We start from the raw sequence: 23,477 nt of genomic DNA, 5'->3' as shown, positions 1-23,477 counted from the left end.
GCTCCGCCCCATGACGAAAACCCCCGGCACATGGCCGGGGGTCTTCGCGGGACACGCGCCCGGATCAGGGCGTGTAGCTGCCCCGCACCGTGAGCCGGCCGAACGCCCGTTCGCCGACGACGCGCACGTACCAGGTGCCCGGCTGCGGCGCGGCGACCTGCACCAGCTCGTTGTTGCCCGGACGCTGCGAGCGCAGCTGCCAGTCGTCGACGGTCGGCAGTGCCTCGTGGCTGGCGTACAGCGTCACGTCGCCGGTGCCGCCCGCGGTCAGGATGCGCAGATTGCGCGCACCGGCCGGCACGTCGATGCGGAACAGGCGCGACTCGCCCGCCGCGGCGGAGACGTCGCGCACCTGCACGCCGTTCTCCAGCGGCTGCGCGGCCGACGCCGGATCGGCGACGACCGACACCGATGCGGTGGCGCCGTTGTCGGCCTCGTCCGGATCCTGGGTCTGCGAGGTCGCGGCAACGGTCAGCGTCACCGTGGCGCCGACCGCCGAGGCGGGCGCCGTGGCCGCCAGCGCGAACGCCGCCACCCCATCGACCGCCAGCGTGTCGTGGTTGCACGACAGCGTCGTCGTACCGCCGCCGACGACCGGCGCCTCGCAGTCCCAGCCCGCCGGGGCCGTCACGGCGAGATCCGCGAGCTCGGCATCGAGCACCGCGCCGACGCCGGGGAACTGCGCGGCATCGGGCCCGGCGTTGCGCAGCGTGGCGGCGAACGCCAGCGGTGCGCCCTCGAAGACCTCGGCGTTCGCCGCTTCGGCCTCGATGCCCAGGTCGGCCAGCGTCGCCGGCTGCAGCCGCAGCAGCAGCACCGTCGGGTCGTGGTCGGACAGCCGGGTCGGCGTCGTCGCGTCGTTGCGCGCGACCTCGGGGAAGTCGGCATTGATGCGCGCATGACTGACGTCGAGCCCGACGACCAGCGGCGAATCGACGACCGCCTGGTTCACCAGCACATGGTCGAGCGACTGCGCCTGGTAGTCGAACACGAACGAGTAGCGCTCGTCCTCCGCCGCCTCCAGCGTCATGTTCAGCAGCGACGGCGCCACCAGCACCGCGCCATCGCCGTCGACCGCGGTCTGCGCGTCGGGCGACGGCAGGCCGGTCGTCGTGCCCATCGCGTCGACGTAGCCATCGTTGAACTCGAAGGCGTTGAAGTCGCCGAGCACGACCACGTGGCGGCCGGCATCGGCCCGCTGCATGTCGTCGATCAGCGTGGCCAGGAACTCGGCCTGGCGCTGACGCTTGGCGCGCACCCGCGCGCCGCCGCTGACCCAGCCGTTGCTGCCGCCGTCGTCGGCCTCGATGCCGCTGAGCGAGCGCTGGTGGACGACGATCGCGGTGAACGGGAAGCTGCGGCCGTCGGCGAAATGCGCCACCGCGTCGAGCACCAGCGGCGGCCGATCGTTGAGCACGCTGGTCGAGCCGTTCGGGTTGGCCAGCACCGCGTCGGCGCCTTCCTGCACGACCGAGCGCACCTCGATCCGGGCGATGCCCGGCGCCACCGCGCCGGTCCGCACCAGGAAGCCGACGTCGATGCCGCCGACGTCGAAGCCTTCCTGCAGGTAGGCGACGTAGCCCGGATCGGGCTGGCCGGCGGCCACCGCGTCGGCGTTGATGCGCGCGGCCAGCGTCTGCAGCACGCCCAGGTTCTCGACTTCGGTCACGCCGACGACGTCCGGGGCGTGCAGGAACGCGCGGATGCCGATCGACGCCTTGCCCAGCCGCGTCTCCAGCGCCTGCGCGGTCAGCGTCGGACCGCTGTTGCCGTCGTTGACGGTGTCGAAGAAGCGCTGCAGGTTGTAGGTCGCGAAGCTCACGTGGTCCGGGCCCGGCAGCGCGGCGGGGCGCACCTCGCCGGCGCCGCTGCAGTCGGCGTCGAGCGCGGTCTCGGGGTAGATCGTGTAGCGGCGGAACGTGTAGTCGAGCGGCCCGGTCAGCGAGCCGCCGACGATCCGGCAGCCCGCGGCGAGGTCGGCCGCCGGCGCGCCGATCGTGGCGCTGTTGACGGCGATCGTCTCGGGGTTGAAGTCCCAGCGCGGGATCGACGGCGCGCTGCTGCCCAGCGGGTCGGGATCGGGCACCTGGATGCCCGGCTCGCGGAACGGGCGCGGCGTCCCGGTCACGACGACCGCGAAGCGGCCGTTGCCGGTCGCGGTCGCCGCGCGCTCGTCGACGTTGCCGCCGGTCGGCGCGACGACGGTGAAGCTAGGCGCGGTCACGCGCATGCCCTCCAGCGGCTCGAGCTGGTCGAGGCCGCCGTCGGCGCGCGGCAGGTCCACGGTCAGCGCGACCGGCGCCGGCAGCGCATGCCCGGTCGACAGCGCGACGACCGACGCGTCGGTGACCTCGGTCAGCGGCAGCTGGTGCGGGTCGGCGGCCGGCACGTACTCGATCACCGTACCCTGCACCAGGACCTTGTTGCCGACCGCGGCATCGGCCGGCGGCGCGCTGCCGGTGAACACGAACACGCCCTCGGACGTCGCCGGGTCGCCGTCGTCCTCGCCGTCGGGCGTCTGGATGAAGAAGCCGTTGTTCTTGCGGCCGGTGACGATGCCGGTCGTGGCGACCGGCTGGTTCTCGACCGGCGAGCGCGCGCCCGCGCCCTGGATGTCGTGGATCGGGAGCGTCAGCACGTCGTCGTTGACGATCGTGCCGGTACCGCGCCCCTTCGCGACGAGCGCGCCATCGACGTCGGCCAGGTCGACGTGGAAGTCCTCGTCCGGCTCGACGGTCTCGTCGCCGATCACGTCGACGTGGATCGTCAGCTCGCGCTGGCCCGGCGCGAAGCTGCCGGTGCCGGCCTTGGCGGCGTAGTCCGTGTCGGCCACGGTCGCACTGCCGTCGACCGTCGCATAGGAAAAGCGCACGCCGTCGGGACCTGCCGGCTGGTTGAGGCTCACGGTGAAGAAGAACGGCGTGGTGCCGCTGTCGCCCTCGGCGCCGCGCGCATCGCCGATGCTCAGGTACAGCGCCCCACCGCCGCCACAGACGTTGGGCACCGAGGCGGCGTTGCGCGGCGCCGGCGCGCCGGCCGAGAAATCGGCCGCGTTGTCGTCGCTGTCGGTGCATCCGCCGCCGGCGCGCAGGGCCGCCAGTGCGTTGCCCAGCGCCGGGGCCGGCCCGGCGCCTTCGAAGAAGTTGGCCCCGCCGAAACCGACGAGATCGAGGATCAGCGCCTGCTGCGCCGGCGTGCACGGCGTGCTGCCGCCGTTGCAGCCCAGCCCGGTGGCGGTGTCGGCCAGCACCACCTTGCCCGCGCTGCCGGACATGTTGATCGTGCCGCGCGCGTCGGGCGCCGGCAGCGGAGCGCCGTTCGCACCGCCGGCCAGGCCGACCAGGAAGTAGCCGCCGGCGGGAATCGCGACGTCCGGCAGCACGACGATCTGGCCGCCGCCGGCGCCGAAATTCCCGGTCCCGGTCGCGCTCGCGTACTGCACCGACTTGCCGGCGAGCGACGCCGGCTGGTCGCCGGCGTTGAACAGCTCGACGTAGTCCGCGTCGTACGGGGCGCCGGCGTTGCCGCCCCCGCCGTAGACCTGGCTGACCACGACCTGGGCCTGCGCGGCCGTGGCGGCGCAGGACAGCAACAGCGCCGGCAGCAGCCGGCGGACGGTCTCGTTCATGCGTCGGTTCCCTGGCATCCCCGGGCGAAGGCGCCCCTGGTCGGAGTGTGGACGGGGCCGATGTCGTTTGCATGACGCTGTGCGGCAATTGCCGACGACCCGGGTCATGCGGATCCGGCGCGGGCGCGGACCGTGTCCTGCGCTACGCTGTGTCGATGGCCATCGACCGCAACCAGCGTCCGCTCGAGGACGGCATCCACCGCGACCTGTCCGGGCGCCTGACCTACGGCGGCTACCTGCGGCTGGACCTGCTGCTCACGGCCCAGCAGCCGCTGTCCGACCCGCCGCACCACGACGAGATGCTGTTCGTCGTGCAGCACCAGGTCTCCGAGCTGTGGCTGAAGCTGATGATCCACGAGCTGTCGGCGGCGATCGCGCACCTGCGCCGGGACGAGGTCTGGCGCTGCCGCAAGGTCCTGGCGCGCTGCAAGCAGGTGTTGCGGCAGCTGACCGAGCAATGGTCGGTGCTCGAGACGATGACGCCGGCCGAGTACATGGAGTTCCGCGACGTGCTCGGCCCGTCGTCGGGGTTCCAGTCGCTGCAGTACCGCACGGTCGAGTTCCTGCTGGGCAACAAGAACACGGCGATGCTCGAGGTGTTCGCACACGACCCCGACGGCCAGGCCGGGCTGCGCACGGTGCTGGAACAACCCGGCCTGTACGACGAGTTCCTGCGCTATCTCGCGCGCTGGGGCCATCCGGTCGATCCTGCGCACCTGGCGCGCGACTGGGCGCAGCCGCATGCATTCGATGCCGGACTGGTGCCGGTGCTGCGCACGATCTACGAGGACACCGACCGCTGGTGGCGGGAGTACTCGCTGTGCGAGGACCTGGTCGACCTGGAGAGCCAGTTCCAGCTGTGGCGCTTCCGCCACATGCGCACGGTGATGCGGATCATCGGCTTCAAGCGCGGCACCGGCGGATCGAGCGGCGTGGGCTTCCTGCGCCAGGCGCTGGAGCTGACGTTCTTCCCCGAGCTGTTCGAGGTGCGGACCCACCTCGGCCATCCCGCGCCGCCGGCGCAGGGCTGAGCGGCGCACGGCGCTCGCGCATGCCTCCGACCGGACTCGCGCTGCCGCTCTGGTGCCAGGCGCTGGCCTGGGCGGGCGCGGCCGCGGTCCTGGCGCGCGCCGCGCCGACGCTGCGCGCGCACGTACGCGCGGCCGACGCCGACGCGCTGCGCGTGCTGCTGGTCGCGGCCGCCGCACTGGCCGGCATGCGCTGGTTCAACACCGCCGCGCTGCAGGGCGTGATGCTGCATTTCCTCGGCGCCACCATCGCCACGCTGATGTTCGGCGCCGGCACCGCCTGCTGGACGATGGCCGCGGTCAGCCTGTCGGGCGTGCTGCTGGGGGCCGCCTGGCAGGGCTGGGCGGTGGACTTCCTGGTCACCGGCGCGCTGCCGGTCGCGGTCACGGCGCTGGCTTCGCGCGCCGCGCTGCGCTGGGCGCCGCGCAACATCTTCGTCTACGTGATGCTCAACGCATTCGCGGCCGCGGCGCTCGCGATGGCCGCCTCGATGCTCGCCAAGGCCGCGGTCACCGCCTGGGCCGGCGGACGCACGGTGGAGGCGTACCTGGCTGCCACGCCGCTGCTGATGTTCGCCGAGGCCTTCTTCGCCGGGACCGTGATGGCGCTGGTCGTGGTCTACCGGCCCCACTGGTGCGCCAGCTTCGACGACCGCGACTACCTCTGGCCGAAGGCGCCGATGTGAGCCGGCCCGCGTCGGGGTCGCGCGGCGCCGCGCGACTGCCACGCGGCGGCGGCCGCTGTCATGACGCGATGCGCAACGGGCCTTGAACGCCGCCCCGGTATCATGGCGGCATTGTCCCTGACCGGTTGGCATGATGACCGTCGTCGCAAAGTTCGAGATCGAACACCTGCAATACCTTGGCCCGGACGGCACGCCCGTCGCCCCGTTCCCCGAGGCCTTCTCCGACCCCGCCACGCTGCTGCCGCTGTTCGAGCAGATGTTGTTCGTGCGGACCTTCGACAGCAAGGCGATCGCCCTGCAGCGCACCGGCAAGCTGGGCACCTACGCTGCGTGCCTCGGCCACGAGGCGACCCACGTCGGCATTGGCGCGGCGATGGCGCCCGAGGACGTGTTCGCGCCCAGCTACCGCGAATACGGCGCGCAGATCGTGCGCGGCGTGCAGCTGCGCGAGATCCTGATGTACTGGGGCGGCGACGAGCGCGGCAACGATTTCCAGCATCAGCGCCACGACTTCCCGTGGTGCGTGCCGATCTCCACCCAGTGCCTGCACGCGGCCGGCGCGGCGCTGGCGTTCAAGCTGCGCGGCGAGCGGCGCGTCGCCGTCGCCTGCTGCGGCGACGGCGGCAGCTCGAAGACCGACACGTACGCCGCGATCAACTCGGCCGGCGCCTATGCGCTGCCGTTCGTGCAGTGCATCGTCAACAACGGCTGGGCGATCTCGGTGCCGCGCAGCGCGCAGACCGGCGCGCAGACGCTGGCGCAGAAGGGCCTGGCCGGTGGCCTGCACTGCCTGCAGGTGGACGGCAACGACCTGGTCGCCGTGCTCGAGGGCATGCGCCGCGCGCTCGAGCGCGCGCGCGCCGGCGAGGGCGGCAGCGTCATCGAGTTCATGACTTACCGCCTGCACGACCACACCACCGCCGACGATGCCCGCCGCTACCGCGACGAGGCCGAGGTCAAGGAGGCGTGGACGCGCGACCCGATGACGCGCCTGCGTACCTACCTCACCGCCCAGGGCCTGTGGGACGAGGACCGGGAGAAGGCGTGGATCGCCGACTGCACGCGGCGCATCGACGTGGAGATCAACGCCTACCTCGAATCGAAGGTGCAGCCCGTGGAAGCGATGTTCGACTACCTCTACGCCGACCCGCCGCCCGACCTGCTCGAGCAGCGGGCGCAGGCGCTCGCCGCGGAGGGACGCGCATGAACGCCGCCGCCACGGACACCAAGCAGGCCGCCGCCCCGGCCGCGATCACGCTCATCGAGGCGATCACCCAGGCGCTGGCCTGGGAGCTGGACCACGACGACTCGGTCGTCGTGCTCGGCGAGGACGTCGGCGTCAACGGCGGCGTGTTCCGCGCGACCTCGGGCCTGCAGCAGCAGTTCGGCCCCCAGCGCGTGCTCGACACGCCGCTCGACGAGACGACGATCGCCGGCCTGACCGTCGGCATGGCCGCGATGGGCATGAAGCCGGTCGCCGAGGCGCAGTTCGACGGTTTCATGTACCCGATGGTCGACCACATCATCTGCCACGCCGCGCGCTTCCGGTATCGCACGCGCGGGCGGCTGACCTGCCCGATGGTGCTGCGCGTGCCGTGGGGCGGCGGCATCCGCGCGCCCGAGCACCACAGCGAGGCCAACGAGGCGATCTTCACCAACGTGCCCGGGCTGCGCGTGGTCATGCCGTCCTCGCCCGCGCGCGCCTACGGCCTGCTGCTCGCCGCGATCCGCGAGCCCGACCCGGTGATCTACTTCGAGCCCAAGCGCATCTACCGGCAGTACAAGGAGGTCGTCGCCGACGACGGCGAGGCGCTGCCGCTGGACGTGTGCTACGTGCTGCGCGACGGCACCGACGTGACCCTGGTCAGCTGGGGCGCGCAGGTCAAGGAAACGCTCGAGGCGGCCGAGAAGCTCGCCGGCGAGGGCATCAGCGCCGAGGTCATCGACGTCGCGACGCTCAAGCCGCTCGACTTCGCGACGATCGCCGAGTCGGTCGCGCGCACCGGTCGCTGCGTGATCGTGCACGAGGCGCCGCGGACCGCGGGCTTCGGCGCCGAGATCGCCGCGCGCCTGGCCGAGGAATCGATGTACGACCTCGTCGCCCCGGTCGAGCGCGTGACCGGCTACGACACGCACATCCCGCTGTTCCGGCTGGAGATGAAGTACCTGCCGAGCGTGGAGAAGATCGTCGCCGCCGCCAAGCGGGCGATGGCGGCGGGCTGACGGCGCGATGGCCGCGCCGCTCGTCGCCACGGTGGTCGCGGCGCATCGCGCGCCCGGCCATCCGCCGATCCGGATCGAGACCGGACAGGCGCTGATGCTCGGCCGGGCCGATACCGACTGGCCGCAGTTCACCTGGGTCGTCCGCGACGACGGCCTGGGCGGCTGGGTGCCGACGTCGCTGCTGCAGCGCGTCGCCGGCGATCCCGCGCGCGCGGTCGCGCGCGACGCCTACGACACGACCGAACTGGCGGCCGACGCGGGTGCCCGCGTCCGCCTCCACCGCCTGCTCGCCGACTGGTGGTGGGCGGAAGACGACCACGGCACGCGCGGCTGGATACCCGCGCGCGTGCTCGCATCGCCGGCCCCGGCCGGCACGACCGATTGAGGACTGCACGCATGGCCAACACCACTTCCTTCCGCCTGCCCGACCTCGGCGAGGGCCTGCCCGATGCGACGATCGTCGAGTGGGCGGTCAAGGTCGGCGACACGATCCGCCTCGACGACGCGCTGGTGTCGATGGAGACCGCCAAGGCCGTCGTCGACGTGCCCTCGCCGGTCTCGGGCACCGTGGTCCGGCTCGCCGGCGAGCCGGGCGACATCATCGAGACCGGCGCGGTGCTGGCCGAGTTCGAGATCGACCCCGACCTGCCGCAACGCGCCGAGGGCCAGGACACCGGCCACCACCACGGCCCACCGAAGCCGGCCGGCCAGGGCGTGGGCGCCGCCGATCCCGCGCCCGACGACCGGGTCGTCGCCTCGAGCGACGGCGGCGCGATTGCCGAAGGTGACGGCGCACAGCCCGAGGCCAAGTCCTCGCCGGCCGGCGGCCGCGCCGACAGCGGCACCGTGGTCGGGGCGATGCAGTCCTCCGACGCGGTGCACAGCGAGCAGGCAAGCTCGGCGGGCGGCGTCAAAGCGATGCCGGCGGTGCGCGCGCTTGCGCGCAAGCTCAAGGTCGACATCGCGCGCGTGCGCGGCACGGGCGCCGACGGCGTGGTGACGATGGCCGACGTCAAGCAGGCCGCCGCCGACGGCAGCGCGACCGCCGGAGCGGCGCCCGCGCGTCGCGACACACCCGCCGGTGCCGGGCCTGCCCCCGCGGCACCGGCACCGGCCCGCCAGGCCGGCGAACGCACCGCGCTGTCGGCCTCCGGCCGGCCGATGCGCACGCAGCCGCCGTCGGTCAGCGCCTCGGGCCAGCCCGAACCGCTGAAGGGCGTGCGCCGCAACATGGCGCGGGTCATGGCCGACGCGCACGCGAAGGTCGTGCCGACCACGCTGGCCGACGACGCCGACATCCACGCCTGGACGCCGGGCAACGACGTCACCGTGCGCCTGATCCGCGCGATCTGCAGTGCGGCGCGCGCGGTGCCGGCGCTCAATGCCTGGTTCGACGGCGACAAGCTGACCCGCACGCTGCACCCGCACGTCGACGTCGGCATCGCGGTCGACACCGACGACGGCCTGTTCGTGCCGGCGCTGCGCAACGCCGACGTGCTCGATGCGCGCGGCGTGCGCGAGGGCATCGACCGGCTGCGCGCGCAGGTCCAGGACCGCAGCATTCCGGCCGGCGAGCTGACCGGCTACACGATCTCGCTGTCGAACTTCGGCATGTTCGCCGGCCGCTACGCGACCCCGGTCGTCGTGCCGCCGTGCGTGGCAATCGTCGCCGCGGGCCGCGGCCGCCACCAGATCGTCCCGGTCATCGGCGGCTTCGAGTCGCACAGGGTCATCCCGCTGTCGCTGACGTTCGACCACCGCGCCGCGACCGGCGGCGAGGCCGCGCGCTTCCTCAAGGCGATGCTCGACGACCTCGCGCTGCCGAACTGATTCCGGAACCCCGCATCGCCGTAGCGCGATGCGATTGGGTTCTGTAGGAGCGCGCTCGCGCGCGATGGGGCGTTCCCGGCAAACCCATCGCGCGCGAGCGCGCTCCTACGGGTCACCACGGACGGTCGTCGCGGCCACTGCACCGAAGCTCCCCCATGCTGGCGCTCCACCGACCGGAGAGTCCGCCATGCCGCACCGCAGCCGCCTGTCCACGTTCGTGCTCGACTGCGAGGTCGACGACCTCGCCCCCCACGTCGAATTCTGGAGCCGCGCGCTCGGCAAGCCGGTCGCCGTCGCCGACCAGGACGGCGACGGCCGCTATGCCGAGCTGCGGACCGCGTCCGACGAGCCGATCCTGCTGCTGCAGAAGGTCGACCACGCCTCGCGCATCCACCTGGACATCGAGAGCGACGACGTCGACGCCGAGGCCGCGCGGCTGGAGGGGCTCGGCGCGAAGAAGATCGCGTTCGTGAAGCGCTGGTGGGTCATGGAGGCGCCGAGCGGCCACCGGTTCTGCGTCATCCGCCAGCAGCGCACGCCGTTCGGACCCCACGCCAACGTCTGGGACGATCCGCCGGTCCGCTGACGCTCTCACGGCGTTCGGTTATCGTGCGCTGCCCGTCCGCTGAGATTCCCGATGCGCATCCTGTTCTTCGCCCTGGTCGGTGCCGTCATCGGCTTCGCGGGCATCAACCTCATGGCCTACCTGGCGCGCGGCAAGAACAATCCCTTCGACCGCCGCGAGTTCCCGGGCGGTGCCGATGCGCTGGCCAGGATCGATGCCTGGGCCGCGGCGAACGGCTATCGCCGCCAGGCCGACCAGGACGGCCGCCGGGTGTACCGCAAGGGGCTCAATCTCCTGACCTCGCCGATGTACCTGGAGGTCGAGCCGCACGGCGACCGGATCGCCACCCGCAGTTTCGTGCGCGTGGACGGCCTGATCCTCAAGGGCGACTTGGCGCTGGCCGCCGATGGCCCGCTCGCCAAGGTGCCGCGCGTCAACGCGCAGAAGGCGCACGACCGGCTGTTCGCCGAACTCGGCCGCCCCACCCTGCCATGATCCGGTGCCGGCCCTGCCCAGGGACAGCCACCCTCAGCGCGCGACGCGGTCCAGCCACGCGCACAGGCCCTGCGCGTTGAGCGCGATGTCGCCGCCCAGCACCTCGCGCACGCGCGCCCCGGCATCGTCGATGCCGTGCGCGCTGGCGCGTTCGGTGTAGGGCCGGACGAGGCCCTCGACGATCCGGTCGTGGCGGTCGTCGTGGCCCTGGGCCGCCTGCGCGATGTCGACCATCGCATCGACCTGGACGTGCAGGTCGCACCCGAGCCTTGCGCACTCGGTCACCTCGCCGTAGTGCGCGATCCGGATCGACGCCGGCGCGCGCGCCAGCAGCGTGTCGATCGAGGCGTGCATCTGCTGCGGATCGAACTGCACCGGCGAGGTCGTCGGCACGATGAAGGCGCCGCGGGCATTGTCGAGCTCGCGATACGAGATGCCGAAGGTGTCGCCGGCGAACCAGCCACGGCTGCGCTCGTCCCAGACGCTGTAGTGGTGGCGCGCATGCCCGGGCGTGTCGATGCACAGCAGCGGCCGACCCGCGAGATCGACGACGTGACCGTCGTCGGCGACCACGACGCGGTGTTCGGGCACCGGCAGCATGCCGGCATGGTCGCGCGCGAAGGTCGTCTCGCCGTACACCGCCTTGGCACCCGCGATCAGCCGCGTCGGATCGATCATGTGCGGCGCGCCGCGCGGATGCACGACGAGCCGCGCGTTGGGCAGCGCGCGGATCAGTGGCCCGGCGCCGCCGGCGTGGTCGAGGTGCACGTGCGTGACCATCACCCAGTCCACCGCCGTACGCGCGACGCCGGCCGCGTCGATCGCGGCGAGCACGCGCGGCGCGCAGGCGGCGGTGCCGCAGTCGATCAGCGCCGCGCGCTCGCCGCTGCGTACCAGGTACGCGGCGCACAGCGATGGCCGCACATAGCCGGTGTCGATGACGGTGATCCCATGCGTGTCGTCGCGCATCGCGTCGCTCCCGTATCCGTGTCCCGGCAGTCTAGGCCGCATGCCGCTGCCGTCGCATGGGCCTTTGGTCGTACGCGGCGCGTCAGCCTCGGGGCCGCAGCACGTAGATGCGCAGCACGAACGCTGCACCGAGCACGCCCAAGAACACGCCGTAGCCGACGGCCGTCGCCAGGATCTGCTGCCACATGTGGCCGTGCACCGGATCGGCGTTCGCCTGCGCCCAGTGGATCGAAGCCACGAACGCGCCGACCGACAGCGCCAGACTCGCCAGGTCGTAGAGCACGCGCGCCGGCCCGCGCGGGCGGCGCGGATACGCCCAGAACAGCGCGCCGAGGATCAGGAACCACGGCAGGAACAGCAACAGCGCCAGATTGAGCTCGACGCCCGGGCTCATGACGCCGCCTTCTCCGCATCGGCCGCGGCGATCGCGTCCAGCGCCGTCTGCACGTCGGCCGGCGCGACGCCCTCGCCCAGCTCGGCCGGTGCGTCGGCCGGCGCCAGTTCGCCACGGCGCAGCCGCGCGATGGTCTGCCCCGCGTCGCGCGGTGCGTCGAACGCGTGGCTCTGCAGCAGCACCCGGTCGCCGTCGACCAGCTTGAAATAGAAGCGGCCATCGGTCTCGCGGTACTGCTTGAACTGCGGCGGCTCGCTGCGCGCCGCCGCGGCGCCCTCGGCGGCGGGCACCGCCACGCGGCCCAGGTCGCGCAGGCCGACCGCATCGCGCAGTTGCGCCAGCAGCGGCGTCGCGTAGCGCTCGCGCAGGCGGCGCCCGCCGTCGCGCAGGATGTCCTCGATGTCCGAAGGCCGCGCGATCAACGCCTCGTAGCGTTCGCGCATCGGTGCGATCTCGCGCTCCACGACGTCGAGCAGCTGTTGCTTGGCCTCGCCCCAGCCGATGCCGTCGGCGAAGGCCTGCGCGAACGCCGCCGTCTGCTCGCGCGTGGCGAAGGCCTGGTAGAGCTGGAACAACGCGGAGCCCTCGGTGTCCTTCGGCTCGCCGGGCGCGCGCGAATCGGTGAGGATCGAGAACACCAGCTTCTTGAGCTGCGCGGGCGGGACGAACAGCGGGATCGTGTTGCCGTAGCTCTTGCTCATCTTGCGCCCGTCCAGGCCGGGCAGCGTGGCGACGTCGTCGTCGACCACCGCCTCGGGCAGCGTGAACCACGCGCGCCCGTAGGCATGGTTGAAGCGCTGCCCGAAATCGCGCGCCATCTCGATGTGCTGGATCTGGTCGCGCCCCACCGGCACGCGGTCGGCATCGAAGATCAGGATGTCGGCCGCCATCAGCACCGGGTACATGAACAGCCCCGCGCTGACCCCGGCATCGTCGTCCTCGCCTTCGGCGCGGTTGCGATCGACCGCGGCCTTGTAGGCGTGCGCGCGGTTCAGGATGCCCTTGCCGGCCACGCAGGTCAGCATCCACGTCAGCTCGGTGATCTCGGGGATGTCGCTCTGCCGGTAGAACCAGACCTTGTCCGGCTCGAGCCCGGCGGCCAGCCAGGTGGCGGCGATCTCCAGTGTCGAGCGCTGCGTGCGCGCCGGGTCCTGCGCCTTGATCAGGCTGTGCAGGTCGGCGAGGAAATAGAAGCTCTCGGTGCCGGGCGCCCGGCTGGCGGCGATCGCCGGGCGGACCGCGCCGACGTAGTTGCCGAGGTGCGGGGTGCCGGACGTGGTGATGCCGGTCAGGATGCGCAGGGGACGCTTGGACATGGACGGGGCGGCGACGGAGGGACGCTCCAGTCTAACCGCTGCCTGCCGGCCGGCTGCAGGCCCGGGCCGCCCTGCCGGCGCGGCAAACGAAGACGAGCCGGCAGTGCCGGCCCATCCATTGATGCAGGCTTCGACGACTGTCAGTCGAGCGTCTTCTCGAAGTCGCGCACTTCCTGCTCGGCGCGGTCGCGCTCCCAGCCGTACTTTTCCTGCAGCTTGCCGGCCAGGTACTTGCTATCGCCGGCGGCGACGTCGAACACGTCGTCCGTCAGGTCGCCCCACTTGGCCTGCGCCTTGCCCTTGAGCTGGGTCCACTTGCCGGAAATAATGTCTTTGTTCATCGTCGTTGGTCCTTCTTTGGAGGTCGGAGGTCAGCAGCGGCGACTCGGTCGAGCAGGTCGCTGCGGGCTTGGGATCATCCTCGCGCAACGCGCATCAAGCGGCAGTCAAGGGAACATGAGCGAGATCGTCACATCGGCGGTCTGCAGTGGATGCCGCACGCGCCAGCTGCGCGGACCCTGGGCGGATACGCATCCGCGGGAAAACGCCCACGAAAAAGCCGGCTTTCGCCGGCTTGATCGGATCGCGTGGAACGGACGTGGATCAGGGGCGACGCGTGGTGCCGCCCGTGTCGTTCGCACCGTCTTCCATCTTCTCGCCCACCTTCTGGACGTCCTGCCCGGCGCCGCGGACGGTGTTGCAGGCGCTCAGCGAGCCGGCGGTGAACAGGGCGAGCAGCAGAAGTGCAGTCAGACGCTTCATGGGATTCTCCAGGGATTCTTCGCGGGCGATTGCGGGACGCCGCAACCGTTGGGCGGACTATAGGAGCGCGCCGTGTGAATGCCGCGTGCATCGCCGGCGCGCCGAATCGACCCCATTCATCGTTGTGCGGCCGGCGAGAATCGCCCCGTCAATCGCGCATCAAGGTCGATTTGCCGAACAGGCTCTCCACCAGGTCCACGGCGAGTTCCGCGGTCGCGTTGCCGTGGTCGAGCGCGGTGTTGACCTCGACCACATCCAGTGACCCCAGCCGGCCGGTGTCGGCGATCATCTCCATCACCAGCTGCGCCTCGCGATAGTTGATGCCGCCCGGCACGGGCGTGCCGGTGCCCGGCGCGATCGTCGGGTCGAGTACGTCGACGTCGAAACTCACGTGCAGATGGGTATCGGCGTCGACCCCGTCGAGCGCCTGCTCGACGACGCGCCGCATGCCGACTTCGTCGATGTAGCGCATGTCGTAGATGTCCAGCCCGTGGGCCTTGACCATGCGCTTCTCGTCGGGATCGACCGAGCGGATGCCGATCTGGCGGAACTGGTCGACGCGCGTGGCCGGCACCTCGCCGCCGAGCCCGGTCAGCACGTCGGGCCCGATGCCGCACAGGCACGCGACCGGCATGCCGTGCACGTTGCCCGACGGCGTGATCTGCGAGGTGTTGAAGTCGGTGTGCGCATCGAGCCACAGCACGCGCAGCGTCTTGCCCACGGCCCGGCAGTGGCGGGCGACCGCCGCGATCGAACCGATCGCCAGGCAGTGGTCCCCGCCGAGCATGATCGGCATGCGCCCGCGTGCGAGTTCCGCCGACGAGGCCTCGAGCACCGCGCGGTTCCACGCGACGACCTCGTCGAGATGCCGGTAGCCGTCCTGCGGGCCCTGCCACGGATTTCTCGGCCCCTTGAGGTCGCCCAGGTCGGCGACGTCGATGCCGCGCGCGAGCAGCGCCTCGGACAGGCCGGCGACACGCAGGCCCTCGGGCCCCATCGAAGCCCCGCGACGGCCCGCGCCCACGTCCGTGGGCACCCCGAAGATCGAGACCGGCGGATACGACTGCTGCATGGCTTCTCCTGGCGACTTGGCGAACGCCCGCCGCAGACGTGCGGCCGAAGCCACGCGCGGATGGCGGGACGCGACGTCGGGCGGCCATGGGGAGGCGCCTGGGCGGCGCGGGTCGCGGGAACGGCGTCTGGATGGTGCCGGCACCCGGGTTCGAACTGGGGACCTACCGCTTACAAGGCGGTTGCTCTACCAACTGAGCTATGCCGGCATGGCGTGCGGCGGGGCCGCGCGGCGATTCTAACCCGCATCCTGCGCGGCGTCGCAGCCGCCCGGCTCGGCCCGCGGGGCGCCGGTGCGTGCGCGCAGCGCGGCGTCGGCCGTCGCGGCATCGATCCGCGCGTCGAGCCAGGGCTGCGAGCTGCCCCCGAGCGCCTCGGCCTGCGCGGCGAACCCGGCCGCGCGCAGCGCCTCGACGCGGGCACGCGCCGGCGCCTCGCTGTCGAAACGGCCCAGCGCGATGCCGTTGGCGTCGTCGCCATCGGCGATCACGTACTGCTCCTCGATGCCGGCCGCGCGCAGCCGGGCGGCCTCGGCGTCGGCGGCTGCGCGATCGGGCCGCGGCGGCAGCCACACGCGCCAGCCGCGCGGCGCGACCGCGACCTCGCGCGCGACCGCGCGGATGCCGTCGTCCGCCAGCCCCATGCGCGCGGCCTCGCGCGCCGCGGCATCGGCGAACGGCCCGAGCGCAACGCAGCGCGTGGGCGGCGCGTCCGCGGCATCGTCGCCTTCCAGCGCCGCGGGGTCGGTCTCGTCGAAGTCCTCGACCAGCGGCATCGGGGCCGATGCGACGGTGTCCGCGTCCGCATCGAGCAGCGTCAGCGTCGGCGCGTCGACCGACGCGACCGGAACGGGGTCGGCCGGCGCGTCGCGCAGTGCCCACCACGCGGCAACGCCGAGGTTGAGGATCACCAACAGCAGGACGGTCGCGCGCAGCAGCACGGCCGGGCCTAGGCGTGCGCGGCCGCGGTCGCGCGGTGCCAGCGCGCGAGGCCGGCCAGCACCAGGTCGGGCCGGACCTGGGCCTGCGGCAGGTGCGGTCGCAGGCCTTCCATGCCGCCACCGTGCAGCAACAGCCCCGGCGCGGCGCCCACGCGCGCGGCGGCCTGCACGAGGCTGCGCTCGACCAGCGCCGCGGCCGCGCCTTCGCATCCCGAGGCCAGCGCGTCCTCGGTATCGGTCGCGAACTCGACGAAGGTACCGCCGGTGGCCGGCAGTTGCGCGACCCGACGCTGCAGTGCCTCGCGCATGAGCGTCGGCGACGGGGCGATGCGCCCGCCCAGGTGCCGGCCGTCGACGTCGACCAGGTCGATCGTCAGCGCCGTCCCGACACCGACGACGACGACCGGCTCGCGCGTCTGCGCGCGTGCGGCCAGCAGCGCGAGGAACCGGTCCACGCCGAAGCGCGCGGGGTCGGCGTAGGCGACCGTCAACCCGTCGAGCACCGGCAGCGTCCGCGCCATCTCGACTCGCGCACCGCGCGCCGCCAGCGCGTCGAGCAGCACCGCGCGCAACGCGGGCGACGCCACACTGGCGATGACCGCGGTGTCGATCCGCTCCGGCAGGCGTTCGATCCACGACGGATCCAGGCCACCGGCCGCGTGCGCGGTACCGGCGACCGGCCCGACGTCCTCGCCGTGCAGTGGCGCGTACTTGAGCCGGGTATTGCCCAGGTCGAACAACCACACCGTCATGCTCGGTCCCCCTTGCGCACGCTGACCTCGCCAGCGTGAAACGTCCGGACGCCATCGGCAAGCCGCAACCGCAGCGCGCCGTCGTCGGCGATGCCCTCGGCGATGCCGTCGAGCGCGCCGGCTGCGGTCTGCACGCGTACCGCGCGCCCGCCGAGCGCGTCGACCGCCGCATAGCCGGGCAGGAACGGCGCCAGCCCGTCTCGATCAAACCGAGCCAGTGCGGGCACCCAGGCGCCGATCACCGCGGCCGCGACCGCATCGCGCGACGGCGATGCATCGCCCGCGAGCGTCACCAGGTCGATCCAGGGCTGGTCGATCGCCGCGGCATCCACGGCCGGCATGCGCACGTTGATGCCGATGCCCAGGACCGCGCGCACCGGCCCGGCGTGCTCGCCGCCGCCCTCGACCAGCACGCCGCCGAGCTTGCGCAGCCCCGCGCCGTCGGGCACGACCAGGTCGTTGGGCCACTTCAGCCGCACGTCGCCGACGCCGAGCCGGTGCAGCGCCTCGACCGCGGCGATGCCGGCGACCAGGCTCAGCCCGCCCAGCCGCGCGAGCCCGCCGTCGAAACCGCGCTGCAGCGACAGGTACACATGCGCGGCCAGCGGCGAACGCCAGGCCCGGCCCCGCCGCCCACGCCCGCCGGTCTGGCGTTCGGCCAGCAGCGCCTCCGCGCCGGCGCCGGGCATCGGCCGGCGCAGCAGTTCGGCATTGGTCGAATCGAGCGTCCAGGCGACGTCGGGCCGGTCCAGGCCCGCCCGGGCCGCCGCCGGCAGCGCGGAGGCGATCGCGTCGACGTCGAGCAGTGTCACCGGCTGGGCGAGGACGTAGCCTTGCCCGCGGCGCGCCTCGATCGGCACGCCGGCCTCGCGCAGCAGGCCGATCCGCTTCCAGACCGCCGCGCGCGTCTGCCCCGACTCGCGCGCCAGCGCATCGCCCGACACCGGGCCCGCGATCAGCCGTTCCAGCAGCGCCCGCTCGGCGTTCAGCGGGGCCATGCGGCGGTCGCAACGATGACGGCGGGCGGCGGGACGGTCATCGGACGATTATCGGCGAGCGCGGGCCCGCTGTCGTGCGCTGTCGCGGCCCAACGTCGCAGGCGCGCAACCTGCGCTATAGTCGCCGGAGGTCTGCGTCCGCCTGACTGCCGGGGTCTTCGATGTCGATACGAGCGATGTTCTGTGCGCTGCTGTTCGCCGCCTGCCTGCCGGCAGCGGCCCGCGAAGCGCGCACCCCCGGCGCCGCGGACGGCGCGCCGTGCAGCGCCACGCCTGCCGTCGCCACGCAGGAGGCCGCCGATCCCGATGCCGCGCGCCGCCCGCCGGCCGCCAGCGCGTCGAAGGCCCGCCCGCCGGTCACCGGCGGCATCGAGAGCGACGGTCCGCTGCGCGGGCCGCGCTGGCACAGCTTCCTGCCCGGCATGTTCCGCTGAGGCACGGCCCCGGGTCGTGCGCTCTCTGATCCGGCGCCTGTTCGACGGCGCCCCACCCCCGGTCCCCGACGCGGACTGGGCCGACGTCCGCACCCGCCTGCCATGGGTCCGCGCGCTCGACGAGGCGCGCGCGGCCCGGCTGCGCGACCTCGCGGCGCGCTTCGTGCACCGCAAGACGATCACCCCGGTCGCCGGCCTGGCGCTGGACGATCGCGAGCGGCTGCTGCTCGCCGCGCTGTGCTGCCTGCCGCTGCTCGCGTTCGGCGACGAAGGCCTGCACGGCTGGTCGCAGGTGATCGTCTATCCCGACGCGTTCCGCGTGAACCGAAGCCACGTCGACGCGGCCGGCGTGATGCACGAATGGGACGACGAGCTGATCGGCGAATCCTGGGAGAGCGGACCGCTGGTGCTGTCGTGGGCCGACATCCAGGGCGACATCGCCGAGCCCGACGGCGGCTTCTGCGTGGCCGTGCACGAGATGGCGCACAAGCTCGACGCGCTCGACGGCGTGCTCGACGGCACCCCGCCGCTGCCGCGCACCTGGCAACGCGAATGGGCGCGGGACTTCCAGCGCGCGTTCGACGGCTTCGTCGCGCGCGTGGACGCCGGCGAGGACACGACGCTCGACCCCTATGCGGCCGAGGCACCCGAGGAGTTCTTCGCGGTGTGCAGCGAGTACCACTTCAGCGCGCCGGCGCTGCTGCGCGAGACGCTGCCCGCCGTCGCCGCGCACCTGGCGCGCTTCTACGGCCCCTCGCCGCTCGACGCCCCTGACCCACTGTAGGCGCGCGCTCGCGCGCGCGGGCTTCATCGGGAACGTCCTCGCGCGCGAGCGCGCTCATACACGACCGCGCCGACCGGTCTAGAACCCCGGTGGCAGGCGCACCGAGAAGCAGGCCCCGCCCAGTTCCTCGGACCGGCCCACGTGCAGTTCACCGCGGTAGCTGTGCACGATGTCCTGCACGATCGACAGCCCGATGCCGTGGCCCTGGACGCGCTCGTCGCCGCGCACGCCGCGCTGGAGCACCGACGCGACGCGGTCGGCCGGGATGCCCGGGCCGTCGTCCTCGACCACCAGCACCAGGCCGGGCCGCCGGTTGGGCGCGGTCTCGCCCGATCGCACCGTCAGCAGCACCCGCGAGCGCGCCCACTTGAACGCATTCTCGAGCAGGTTGCCCAGCAGTTCCTGGAGGTCGCCCGGCTCGCCGTGGAAGCGCGCCGCCGCGTCGATCTCGAACTCGCACACCGCGCCCTTGGCGGCGTAGATCTTCTCCAGTCCGCGGACGATCTGCTCGGCGTGCGGCTCGATCTCGATCGCGGCCGAGAACAACTGGTGCCCGCTGGAAGCCGCACGCGCCAACTGGTAGGTCACCAGGTCGGTCATGCGCTGCAGCTGGGTCTCGACCTCCTCGCGCAGCTCGGCCTCGCCGGTGCCGGCATCGAGCCGCGAGCGCAGTACCGCCAGCGGTGTCTTGAGGCTGTGCGCGAGGTCGGACATGGTGTTGCGCTGGCGCGTGAGGTGCTCGCGCTCGCTCTCGATCAGCGCGTTGATGCTCTCGGTCAGCGGCAGCAGTTCGCGCGGATGCTGCATGCCCATGCGGTCGGCCTGGCCGCGCTGCACGCGCACCAGTTCGTGTTCGACCCGCCGCAGCGGCCACAGGCTCCAGCGCACGATCAGCGCCTGCAGCAGCAGCAGGATCATGCCGGCGATGCCGAGATTGACCCACAGTGCGGCGCGGAACACCCGCACCTGGCGCGGCACGATGCCGGCGTCCTCCATCACGTAGATCGTGTAGGCGAACTCGTCCTCGGTGCGTGCCTCGGCGGGCGACCACAGCAGGCCCAGGCCGTAGCGGTAGACCTCGCCCGGCGAGCCGTCGCTGCGCACGACCGGCAGCGGGCCTTCGAACTTCTCCTCGCGCGCGCCGAGCATCGTCGCCTCAGGCAGCTGCGGACCCGACGCCGAGCGCGAGGCCCAGGCGCCGTTCGGCAGCACGACCTCGGCGTAGAGGCCGCTGCCCGGGCGCAGGAAGCGGTCGTCGGGCGGCGATTCGGATGGCAGGTAGATCTCGCCGCCGCGCAGGAACTCGATGTCGCCGGCGTAGGCGTAGACGTAGTTGCGCAGGCGCTCGCGCTGGCCCTCGCTGGCGACGTCGATGAAGGCGCGGTCGAGCGCGTAGCCGGCCAGCGCCAGGAACGCGAGCAGGCCGATGCTCGCCGCGAGCAGCTGGCGGGCCTGCAGCGAACGCGGACGCCAGCGCGACGGCCGCCGCGGCTTGGCCTTCGAGCGTCGGGACTCAGCGGGCATGACGGACCATCACGTCGAGACACCGTCCGCGCGACCGGCCGCGACCGGGCATCCGGTCGCACGCCGCCGGCGCGGGCTCACCCCTCGCCGTTGCGCGGGATCGCGAACCGGTAGCCGCGACCGCGGACGGTCTCGATCGGCTTGAGCGCGCCCTCGGGGTCGAGCTTCTTGCGCAGCCGGCCGATGAACACCTCGAGCACGTTGGAGTCGCGGTCGAAGTCCTGCTGGTAGATGTGCTCGGTCAGGTCGGCCTTCGACACCAGCTCGCCGGCGTGCATCATCAGGTACTCGAGCACCTTATACTCGTAGCTGGTGAGATCGACGTTCTTGCCGTCGACGCTGACCGTCTGCGCGGCCAGGTCGAGCATCACGGTGCCGCATTCGAGCGTCGGCTTGCTCCAGCCCGCGGCACGGCGGACGAGCGCGTTGATGCGCGCCAGCAGTTCCTCGACGTGGAACGGCTTGACCAGGTAGTCGTCGGCCCCTTGCTTGAGGCCGTCGACCTTGTCCTGCCAGCTCGAGCGCGCGGTGAGGATCAGCACCGGGAACTGCTTGCCCTCCTCGCGCAGCGCCTTGATCAGTTCCATGCCCGACATCTTCGGCAGCCCAAGGTCGATGATGCCCACGTCGAACGGGACTTCGCGGCCCATGTACAGGCCCTCTTCGCCATCCTGGGCGGCGTCCACCGCGAAGCCTTCACGCTTCAGCCGGGCGGCAAGGGTCTCACGCAGGGGAGCTTCGTCTTCGACGAGCAGGATTCGCATGGGGTCAACTCCGGTCGAACGGCCGGACCGGCCGTGAATTGTGGGCGAGGATGCAGGATCAATCGTCGTCGCCGCGTGCACGGGGCCCGCGGCCCCGCTGCTGCGGATCGTCGACGTACACCCGGACCCGCCCGCTGTCGTCCATCACCTTGACGCGGTTGACGTCGCGACCGTCGGAATGCATCCGCTCCACGCTCAGCACGCGTCCCCGCGTGCTGCGCTCGATCCGGCGGACCGAATCGGACATGGAATCCTGGACGCCCCGCGGCCCCACGTTCTGGCGTCCCCACGAGGCCCGTATGTCGGGCCCGGAGCGCGCGCCGCCCATCGGCGGCTCCTCCTGCGCCCGCACCGTCGTGGCCGCGCCCGAGGCGCAGAGCGCGACGGCGAGCAGGAACGATGGCGAGGGACGGGACGACGGGACGGGCACGGCCGCTCCTTGAGCGTGGGTCGGCGGACAACGCATTGCATGGTCGGGCGAAGGCGGTGAATCCGTCCTTAACTTTTCGTTGACAAGGCTGTCTGTGTTCAGCTTCGGACGGCCGCCGATCATGTCCGCATTCGCGCGATGGTGCAACGCGCGCGAACTCGCAGCCGTCCTCCGTCGCGGACGCGGCGACAGGCGTCACGCGGCGACCGCGGTCGCCTCCAGCGCGCGCTCGACCAGCGCCCAGTCCGCGCCGGGCCGGTGGGCGCCTTCGCTGAGCACCTGTCGGAAGCGCCGTCCGCCCGGCTCGCCATGGAAGAGCCCCAGCACGTGGCGCACGATGTGCTTGAGCGCCACGCCCTCGGCCAGCCGCGCCTGGATCCAGGGGCGTAGCGCCCGGAGCAGCGTCTCGCGCGGCTGCTCCGCGCGGCCCCCGAGCGACGCGTCCAGCCGATGCAGCAGGTAGGGATCGTGGTAGGCCGCCCGGCCGAGCATGACCCCATCGACGTGCGCCAGTTGCGCGTGCGCGGCCTCCAGCGTCGCGATGCCGCCGTTGACCACGACCGGCAGCGCCGGACGCTCGCGCTTGAGCCGCCAGGCCCAGTCGTAGCGCAGCGGCGGGATGTCGCGGTTCTCCTTCGGCGAGAGCCCCTGCAGCCAAGCGTTGCGTGCGTGCACCACGACCATCGACGCGCCGGCCGCGACCACGCCGTCGACGAACGCGGCGAACGCGGCGTAGTCGTCGTCCTCGTCGACGCCGAGCCGGCATTTCACGGTGACCGGCACCGGGCTCGCCGCGACCATCGCCGCGACGCAGTCGGCGACCAGCGCCGGCTCGCGCATCAGGCAGGCGCCGAAGCGCCCGGCCTGCACCCGGTCCGACGGGCAGCCGCAGTTGAGATTGATCTCGTCGAACCCGTACCCGGCCGCGATCGCCGACGCCTGCGCCAGCAGCGCCGGGTCGCTGCCCCCCAACTGCAGCGCCAGCGGCGCCTGCTCGGGGGTCGCCGCGAGCAGCCGCGCGCGGTCGCCGTGGATCACCGCATTGGCGTGCACCATCTCGGTGTACAGCCGCGCGCCGGGCGCGAGAATGCGGTGGAACTGCCGGCAATGGACGTCGGTCCAGTCCATCATCGGGGCGACCGAGAGCCGGAGGGCGTCGGGTTCGAAAGCGTGCATATGGGTTCCGGGGAAAGACGCCTGCGGTCGCACCGGGCAATGCCGCCAGCGCGGGCGTGGCGCGTGGCCCGTCGCACGGGCCATGCAGGGCCGGTTATTGTGCGCCCGCGGGCCCGGCGCCTCAAACGCCGCCCCGGGCCACATTGCGGCCATCGCGGGGTACGCGCCGGAGGCCACGCTGCGGGAACCGCGACGCGGTGGATGCAGGCGCGCTGCGATGCTGGTCAAGCCGCATCCGCGCCGCCGGCCGGCCGGTCGCTCGCCGATGCCGGCCAGTTCCCGAAGGATCCCTCGATGGTGTTCGTGTTCCTGTTCGCTGCGCTGCTCGTCGCCTGGAGCCTGGGCGCGTTGCTGCTGTGGCGCGACACGCGCGGTATGAGCGATGCGCTGGCCTGGATCGCGGGACTGCTGGCGCTGGCGACCGCTGCCGCGTTCGGGGCCGGACTGGTCGGGCTCGTGCGCCACGGCGACTGGGAGACGGTGACGACCGCGCAGGTGCTGCACGCGGTGTTCGGCGAAGGCAGCCTCGCGATGCGGCGGTCGGAATGGGGCTGGCTCAACCGGGCATCGGGTGTCTATCTCGGCCTCGACCTGGGTTGGACACTGCTCGCACTGTGCGCGGCGCAGTTCGTGTCGATCGGGTTCTGGTCGGCACGTGCGCAGCGGCGGCGCGCGATGCGCCGCGGACGTATGCCGCGCGGCTGATCG

25 protein-coding genes and 1 tRNA gene are annotated in these 23,477 nt (G+C 72.6%); 11 read left to right on the top strand and 15 right to left on the bottom strand.

Annotation, left to right across the window (positions count from 1 at the left end; translation table 11 throughout):
* Positions 1 to 64: 64 nt before the first annotated feature.
* Entirely contained in the window at positions 65 to 3,628 is a 3,564-nt protein-coding gene (locus tag WQ56_RS12550; protein WP_052773002.1) for a pre-peptidase C-terminal domain-containing protein, read from the bottom strand.
* A gap of 155 nt (positions 3,629 to 3,783) precedes the next feature.
* Here WQ56_RS12550 and WQ56_RS12545 point away from each other — a divergent pair, with 155 nt between their 5' ends.
* The 8 genes from WQ56_RS12545 (at position 3,784) to WQ56_RS12510 (ending at position 10,455) form a co-directional block, all read left to right on the top strand.
* Complete coding sequence (locus WQ56_RS12545) at positions 3,784 to 4,659, top strand: tryptophan 2,3-dioxygenase family protein (protein ID WP_047137480.1); 876 nt, start codon at positions 3,784 to 3,786, stop codon at positions 4,657 to 4,659.
* Between the two features lie 20 nt (positions 4,660 to 4,679).
* The gene (locus WQ56_RS12540) at positions 4,680 to 5,342 is read left to right on the top strand and encodes an energy-coupling factor ABC transporter permease (RefSeq protein ID WP_047137455.1); all 663 of its coding nucleotides are present in this window, start codon (positions 4,680 to 4,682) and stop codon (positions 5,340 to 5,342) included.
* 133 nt (positions 5,343 to 5,475) lie between these two features.
* A complete protein-coding gene (gene pdhA, locus WQ56_RS12535) occupies positions 5,476 to 6,549 on the top strand; it encodes a pyruvate dehydrogenase (acetyl-transferring) E1 component subunit alpha (protein WP_047137479.1) in 1,074 nt (357 codons plus the stop codon).
* A complete protein-coding gene (locus tag WQ56_RS12530; RefSeq protein ID WP_047137454.1) occupies positions 6,546 to 7,565 on the top strand; it encodes an alpha-ketoacid dehydrogenase subunit beta in 1,020 nt (339 codons plus the stop codon). Before pdhA ends, WQ56_RS12530 begins: the two co-directional genes overlap by 4 nt.
* A 7-nt stretch (positions 7,566 to 7,572) precedes the next feature.
* A complete protein-coding gene (locus tag WQ56_RS12525) occupies positions 7,573 to 7,950 on the top strand; it encodes an SH3 domain-containing protein (RefSeq protein WP_047137453.1) in 378 nt (125 codons plus the stop codon).
* 11 nt (positions 7,951 to 7,961) lie between these two features.
* Positions 7,962 to 9,395 carry a dihydrolipoamide acetyltransferase family protein gene (locus WQ56_RS12520; RefSeq protein ID WP_047137452.1) on the top strand — a complete coding sequence of 478 codons (1,434 nt, stop codon included), beginning with the start codon at positions 7,962 to 7,964 and terminating at the stop codon, positions 9,393 to 9,395.
* Positions 9,396 to 9,582: 187 nt separating this feature from the next.
* A complete protein-coding gene (locus WQ56_RS12515) occupies positions 9,583 to 9,981 on the top strand; it encodes a VOC family protein (RefSeq protein ID WP_047137451.1) in 399 nt (132 codons plus the stop codon).
* Positions 9,982 to 10,032: 51 nt separating this feature from the next.
* On the top strand, positions 10,033 to 10,455 hold the full coding sequence (locus WQ56_RS12510) for a hypothetical protein (RefSeq protein ID WP_047137450.1): 423 nt from the start codon (positions 10,033 to 10,035) through the stop codon (positions 10,453 to 10,455).
* Positions 10,456 to 10,488: 33 nt separating this feature from the next.
* Here the strand turns inward: WQ56_RS12510 and WQ56_RS12505 are convergent, their stop codons facing one another.
* The 10 genes from WQ56_RS12505 to birA form a co-directional block, all read right to left on the bottom strand.
* The gene (locus WQ56_RS12505; RefSeq protein WP_047137449.1) at positions 10,489 to 11,424 is read right to left on the bottom strand and encodes an MBL fold metallo-hydrolase; all 936 of its coding nucleotides are present in this window, start codon (positions 11,422 to 11,424) and stop codon (positions 10,489 to 10,491) included.
* 82 nt (positions 11,425 to 11,506) lie between these two features.
* Positions 11,507 to 11,818: a hypothetical protein gene (locus tag WQ56_RS12500; protein ID WP_047137448.1), complete on the bottom strand. Its 312-nt coding sequence runs from the start codon at positions 11,816 to 11,818 to the stop codon at positions 11,507 to 11,509.
* The gene (locus tag WQ56_RS12495) at positions 11,815 to 13,134 is read right to left on the bottom strand and encodes a tryptophan--tRNA ligase (RefSeq protein WP_047137447.1); all 1,320 of its coding nucleotides are present in this window, start codon (positions 13,132 to 13,134) and stop codon (positions 11,815 to 11,817) included. The genes WQ56_RS12500 and WQ56_RS12495 overlap by 4 nt, the downstream gene beginning before the upstream one ends.
* 140 nt (positions 13,135 to 13,274) lie before the next feature.
* A complete protein-coding gene (locus tag WQ56_RS12490; protein ID WP_047137446.1) occupies positions 13,275 to 13,475 on the bottom strand; it encodes a CsbD family protein in 201 nt (66 codons plus the stop codon).
* A gap of 262 nt (positions 13,476 to 13,737) precedes the next feature.
* The gene (locus WQ56_RS12485) at positions 13,738 to 13,896 is read right to left on the bottom strand and encodes an entericidin A/B family lipoprotein (protein WP_047137445.1); all 159 of its coding nucleotides are present in this window, start codon (positions 13,894 to 13,896) and stop codon (positions 13,738 to 13,740) included.
* A gap of 148 nt (positions 13,897 to 14,044) precedes the next feature.
* Positions 14,045 to 14,968, bottom strand: coding sequence for an arginase (gene rocF, locus WQ56_RS12480; protein ID WP_047137444.1), 924 nt, complete (start codon positions 14,966 to 14,968; stop codon positions 14,045 to 14,047).
* A 132-nt stretch (positions 14,969 to 15,100) separates the two neighbouring features.
* Positions 15,101 to 15,176: transfer RNA gene (locus tag WQ56_RS12475), tRNA-Thr, on the bottom strand.
* Positions 15,177 to 15,205: 29 nt separating this feature from the next.
* The gene (locus tag WQ56_RS12470; RefSeq protein WP_047137443.1) at positions 15,206 to 15,907 is read right to left on the bottom strand and encodes an SPOR domain-containing protein; all 702 of its coding nucleotides are present in this window, start codon (positions 15,905 to 15,907) and stop codon (positions 15,206 to 15,208) included.
* Positions 15,908 to 15,915: 8 nt separating this feature from the next.
* Entirely contained in the window at positions 15,916 to 16,659 is a 744-nt protein-coding gene (locus WQ56_RS12465) for a type III pantothenate kinase (RefSeq protein ID WP_047137442.1), read from the bottom strand.
* The gene (gene birA, locus WQ56_RS12460; RefSeq protein WP_047137441.1) at positions 16,656 to 17,657 is read right to left on the bottom strand and encodes a bifunctional biotin--[acetyl-CoA-carboxylase] ligase/biotin operon repressor BirA; all 1,002 of its coding nucleotides are present in this window, start codon (positions 17,655 to 17,657) and stop codon (positions 16,656 to 16,658) included. The genes WQ56_RS12465 and birA overlap by 4 nt, the downstream gene beginning before the upstream one ends.
* A 161-nt stretch (positions 17,658 to 17,818) precedes the next feature.
* Here birA and WQ56_RS19345 point away from each other — a divergent pair, with 161 nt between their 5' ends.
* Complete coding sequence (locus tag WQ56_RS19345; protein WP_231583413.1) at positions 17,819 to 18,091, top strand: hypothetical protein; 273 nt, start codon at positions 17,819 to 17,821, stop codon at positions 18,089 to 18,091.
* A gap of 16 nt (positions 18,092 to 18,107) precedes the next feature.
* The gene (locus tag WQ56_RS12450) at positions 18,108 to 18,875 is read left to right on the top strand and encodes a M90 family metallopeptidase (protein WP_047137478.1); all 768 of its coding nucleotides are present in this window, start codon (positions 18,108 to 18,110) and stop codon (positions 18,873 to 18,875) included.
* A 78-nt stretch (positions 18,876 to 18,953) separates the two neighbouring features.
* Here the strand turns inward: WQ56_RS12450 and WQ56_RS12445 are convergent, their stop codons facing one another.
* The 4 genes from WQ56_RS12445 to dusA all read right to left on the bottom strand — a co-directional run bounded on the left by WQ56_RS12445 (position 18,954) and on the right by dusA (position 22,769).
* Positions 18,954 to 20,399, bottom strand: coding sequence for a sensor histidine kinase (locus tag WQ56_RS12445; protein WP_047137439.1), 1,446 nt, complete (start codon positions 20,397 to 20,399; stop codon positions 18,954 to 18,956).
* 77 nt (positions 20,400 to 20,476) lie between these two features.
* Positions 20,477 to 21,163, bottom strand: a complete 687-nt coding sequence (locus WQ56_RS12440; protein WP_047137438.1) for a response regulator transcription factor — start codon at positions 21,161 to 21,163, stop codon at positions 20,477 to 20,479.
* 58 nt (positions 21,164 to 21,221) lie between these two features.
* Positions 21,222 to 21,410 carry a hypothetical protein gene (locus tag WQ56_RS19340; protein ID WP_047137437.1) on the bottom strand — a complete coding sequence of 63 codons (189 nt, stop codon included), beginning with the start codon at positions 21,408 to 21,410 and terminating at the stop codon, positions 21,222 to 21,224.
* A 378-nt stretch (positions 21,411 to 21,788) separates the two neighbouring features.
* Entirely contained in the window at positions 21,789 to 22,769 is a 981-nt protein-coding gene (gene dusA, locus WQ56_RS12425) for a tRNA dihydrouridine(20/20a) synthase DusA (protein ID WP_047137435.1), read from the bottom strand.
* Between the two features lie 201 nt (positions 22,770 to 22,970).
* Here dusA and WQ56_RS12420 point away from each other — a divergent pair, with 201 nt between their 5' ends.
* Positions 22,971 to 23,474 (top strand): hypothetical protein, encoded by a 504-nt coding sequence (locus tag WQ56_RS12420; RefSeq protein ID WP_047137434.1) that lies wholly within the window; start codon positions 22,971 to 22,973, stop codon positions 23,472 to 23,474.
* The last annotated feature ends 3 nt before the right edge of the window (positions 23,475 to 23,477 follow it).

It is taken from the genome of Luteimonas sp. FCS-9, assembly GCF_001014645.1.
Lineage (GTDB): Bacteria > Pseudomonadota > Gammaproteobacteria > Xanthomonadales > Xanthomonadaceae > Luteimonas.
Note: the sequence above shows the minus strand (reverse complement) of the source record. Positions and strands in the feature narration are given on the sequence as shown.